The organism is Hyphomicrobiales bacterium (genome assembly GCA_030688605.1).
In the GTDB taxonomy this organism is placed as follows: Bacteria; Pseudomonadota; Alphaproteobacteria; order Rhizobiales; family NORP267; genus JAUYJB01.
In genome coordinates, this window is record JAUYJB010000138.1 from 1 (window position 1) to 4,486 (window position 4,486).

1 protein-coding gene is annotated in these 4,486 nt (G+C 62.1%); it reads right to left on the reverse strand.

Annotated elements, in window-relative coordinates:
- Positions 1–4,104, reverse strand: a 4,104-nt coding sequence (locus Q8P46_14795; GenBank protein MDP2621415.1) for an LPD38 domain-containing protein, incomplete at its 3' end; no start/stop codon positions are given.
- Positions 4,105–4,486 lie beyond the last annotated feature (382 nt).

The following is a 4,486-nucleotide window of genomic DNA, read 5'->3' on the forward strand; positions in this document are numbered from 1 at the left end:
CTTGTCGGTGGCGTCCGAACCCCGAGCCAAATTCTTGACGAAGCGCCCGCTGATCGGCCAGTCGTAAAGCTGTTCCGAGCGCCGCTGAGGATCGAACATATTGGAGACCGACAGCGCGTTCCGTCCCCACGATCCGGTCCATCCGACAATCAAATGATCGATCTTGGCCGGGCTAACGTTGATCGCCTTGCCAACCATCTTGGAGAATTCCGAGGTGTATTGGTTGAACTGCTGCCACGGCTCCAAGCCTTGATCCCATTGTGGAACGATGGGCATCTGGCGGAAAACATCAAAGTTGAAGCCGATCTCGGCCGGCGTCATCAACCCGGCGGGTTCGATGGGAACCGCAAGCGTGTAGCCCCACGAGCGCAGCCATTTGTTGGCCCATGTCGGATCGTCGGCGGCCAGACCTTCAGCAAACCGCTCGCCGAAGTTCATGATCGTCGCCATCTCGAACGGCTTCGGGACCACTGCCCACTCCCCGCCCGGCATCTTGAACAGCCAGTGGGTTGCCCGAAGATATTCACCCGCCTGTTGCCACTCCGGATCGTCCCGGTACATGAGCGCGTAGGTCGCCGACAAACCTGTGAGTACGCCAATCTTCAGCCATGCTTGGGCAGACCGTGATACCAACGCCCGTTCCCCGGCCGTCAACGTCTCGCCGCGGAACACCTTCGCCATCGGTGCCATGTCGTTGATGAGCGTGCGGAGTGTTTTGTCGGTGCCCTGAAGCGCCGCGTTCATGAACGTGACGATGCGCCGGGCGAATAGCATCTTCGATCCGTGACGCCCGAAGTCGATGAAGTCGCGCGCCTGAAATGCGCCCTCGACCATTGCCTCGTATTCCGACAAGCCCTGCTTTCTCGCCGCATCGAAATACTGCTTGAAGAGCGCGATGCGCGTGCCGCTTTCGGAGATTTCCGTCAGCCTGATCACGTCGCGAATGTCGGACACGCGCCGGACGATGGTCCCGTTCCTCCGCAACGCATTGATGTTGCGGCCGATGCGCGCCTGATCGAGCGAGGCGGTATTGGCCCCGCCCATGAGACCTCCCGCCTGCGAATAAAGCCGCGCCGCCCGTGTCTGTGCGATTTCATCGACCATGCCGCGCGCGCCCGACACGAACGGGACAAACCGGGTGTTGAGCACGAATGCGGAGGTCTGGTCGCGGATATAGTTGGCGAGCAGGAATTCCGGGCTGGTCGTGATGCCCATGCGCAAGGTGCGGGCCGGAACCGCCAGAAGATTGATGATCCAGTTCGATTGCTCCGCCCCGAGCTGGGTAATCGCTTCGTACAGATCCTTTCCAAAGCGCCGGTCGGCCAGTCTCAGGGCATGACGCTCCCCACCCCGCCAGTAGTAGACGATCGGTTCGCCCTTCTCCGGAGCATCCCCGGCCTTGTAGAGCGTGGCGATCACGTCCTCTGCATCGAGACGTTCGCTCGCCGCCAGCACCAGGTCGTCGATATCGGCCTTGTCGAGACCGGCATCCTTGCCGGCGTTCCTGAGCGCCTGCATCACGTCCACACGGATCGGCGTCACCACGCTTGCTGGAATGGCCTCGGCAATTGCTCCCCCTCCCGGCCCGGCCTTCTTGGCAAGATCGGCGAGCATGGTGATGGCATCGTTCCGCGCGATGATCGCCGCCGTCGAATAGGCTTCGCTCATCATCGACTCGATCGGATTGATGATCGAGCGGAGCGAGCCGCGATAGGTCTTCATCGCCGATTGGCGGTTGGTTCCGCCGGCTCCGGCAGGCCGGATCAGTTCCTCGACCTTCTCGGAAAAGTCCCGCTGGAACGGAACGTAGTCAGGCTTCGCCAACGCCTTGTCGTAATAGGAACGGCTGACCAGACCGGCCTCGAATTTCTTCTTCAGGAGATTCGTCTGCCACTTGTAGATCAGTTGCGCGGCATGGGCGAAGTTCGGATAGGCCGCATCGAAGTCGCTCACCGCCTGCCGGTAATCGCCAAGGGTTAGTTTGCCCGGCGGATTCGGGACTTCACCGGCCATGAACCTGTGAAACTCGATCACCGAACGGCGAGCGACAAGATACGCCCCGAAGTCGATCAGTTCGTCGCTCCGCCATGCGCCGTGCCAGTTCTTGCCGACCGCAAGTTCAAGCCCCTCGGCAAGCGACGGCCCCTGTGGTTCGACCGAACGATACGGCACCACGCCGTGCAGAAGATCGATGTGCCCGGCCTGATGGGCGCTGGTTGCCAGCCTGAGCAGCTTGTACGGATCGGACGCGGCCGGAAGATCGATCGATTGCCCGGTGTTTCGCTTGTGAATGTCGAGCAGCACGCGGACGCTGCGATTGACCGGGTGCAGGCGGTCGAGGGTCCATGTGTAGAACCGGCCGAACATCGACATGAGGCTTTCGCCGGACGGCGCGCGGTCGGTCTCCAAGGCCCGGCCCACACGTTCCTTGATCGGCGGAGCGCCCGACGACACCAGGTCTCCCGTCACCACGTCTCGGGACGGCGCCCGCAGCCATTCCCGGTAGGCCGACTGGGCCGCGACAAGATCGTCGAGCATGCGCGGCCGATTCTGACGCAGCCAGTTTTCTGCGGCCTCTGTGAATTGCGGCGCTTCGCGCTTCGCGTAGCCAGGATTGGTCAGCCACAGCCGGAACCATTCGGCGAAACCTTCCACGCCTTCCTGTCCCTGCGGGGTGCCCGGATAGGCGAGGCGTTCCACCTCGATTTGGTGACGGCCGATCAGCGCGTCGATGTCGGCGCGGAATTCCGGCATGAGATGCAGGCCATGCCCGCCTTCATGGGCCAGTACGTCGAAGGCATCGAGTTCGCGCATCCGGACGACACCGGATTTCTCGTTGAAGGTGCCGAGCGGCTTCTTGCCGGCAACCCTTTGCAGTCGACCTTGACGGACAGTGAGGCCGAGCGCGGCGACAACCCTCTCGGAGATATCCCGCAACCGTTCCGCCTGTGGCGTGGCGGCGGCTTCCGGAACGCCTGTGGTTGCCCGGCCCGACTCGCCGCGGAACGGCCGGCCGCGGAGTTGGCCGACGAAGGCGTGGGTGTCCTGACCCGGAGCGAAGCGGGCAGTAGCACCGCCAGCTATCGGCCGGTTGGCGATTTCCTCTGGCGTTGGAACACGAGTGGCATGGCGGCGCTGATCCAAGACCGCTTGTAGTCTGGCGCTGGCGGAGGCGGCGGTTTCGGCCCCACGCGCGACACGGAACTCAGCAAGATCGAGAGGCTCGGTCGTAACGTCGGCCGAATTGAAGTAGATCGTCACGTCATGCGGAGCCTTTTTTGTCTTCAGGCCGCCGACGTGGCGCATTCCATGAAAGCCTTGTGCCTGAATGACCTCTTGGAAGGCTTCAAAAATCTCCTGCACATCGTCGGCAGAGCGCCCCTCTTCGCGTGAGATGTCGCGTATCGTGTCATATAGCTCGCGAAGATTGGTGGGGCCTTCTTCAAGGGCGATGCCTGCCAACTCTCCCAAACTGCTTCTGTCTTGATCAACATGCGCCACTATCCACGCCGGGACGGGTTCCTCCATGTCGAGGACTTTGAGACCTTCGCGCGGCCTTACGACGAAAACCGTGCCGTCGCTTCCGGACGTTTTCTTGCCTCGCCCCGCATAACCGGCCGCAATGTCAACCGCATCGGTCGTGTAAACGCCCTGACCATAAAAGTTCTTTGTGGTGTAGTGGCCTTCGTCCAGCGGCAAATCTTCGGACGGCGTCCCGTGTAGACGCAAGCCCTCGCCGCGCGTATCCCGAAACTCTGGTGCTTTTGGTTGGGTTGCCGCGACGGGCGCGGCTTCGGCCGATACTGCGGCGTCGATATCGGAAGTGGCTGGCGGCCTTCCCCGAAAGCCGAGTTCACTTTGCGCCGCTTCCACAGCACTTTCTACCGTTCGATATGCGGCGGTCGTTTGGTCAGTCCTAGCGCCACGACCTGCTATCATTACACTTTGTGCTGGTTCTCCCTTGTGCCATTCGCCGTCAACGCGCAGATGAAAGGTCTCGCCGTCAACATCAATGACTGGCACGAATTTGCCGTCTACTCGTTTGACGGCACGGGCGGCAGGCCCGGGCGCAACCTCGCGCACCAGCGCAGCCGTATCGTCCACCTCGGCCGGACCCCGGCCGGCGCGTGCAGGCGTTGCACCGTCAAGCCACGCCCTAAGCTGTTTCGCCTCGCTGCGGCTACGAGCCGCGTTTGCCTCAAGCGCTGCCTTCACTTCCGCATAGCGTGGACTGTCGGGCGCTACACCAGGTTCGCGAACCGGCCTAGACGATGACCTCTCTCTGATGCGAACAATCGTCTCCGCCACATCGGGGCGGCCAGCCTCCATCGCCCACCTAACATGCAGCAGCGTCTCATCAAAGCCGGACTGCGATAGACCACGCGCCTCTTGAAGAGCAGCCTTTAGCTTGCCTTCCGGCGTCCTAATATCGATAGGCGCATCTTTCAACGAGCGTAGTTCTGCGCCAGCGGCATCCATCGCCGCG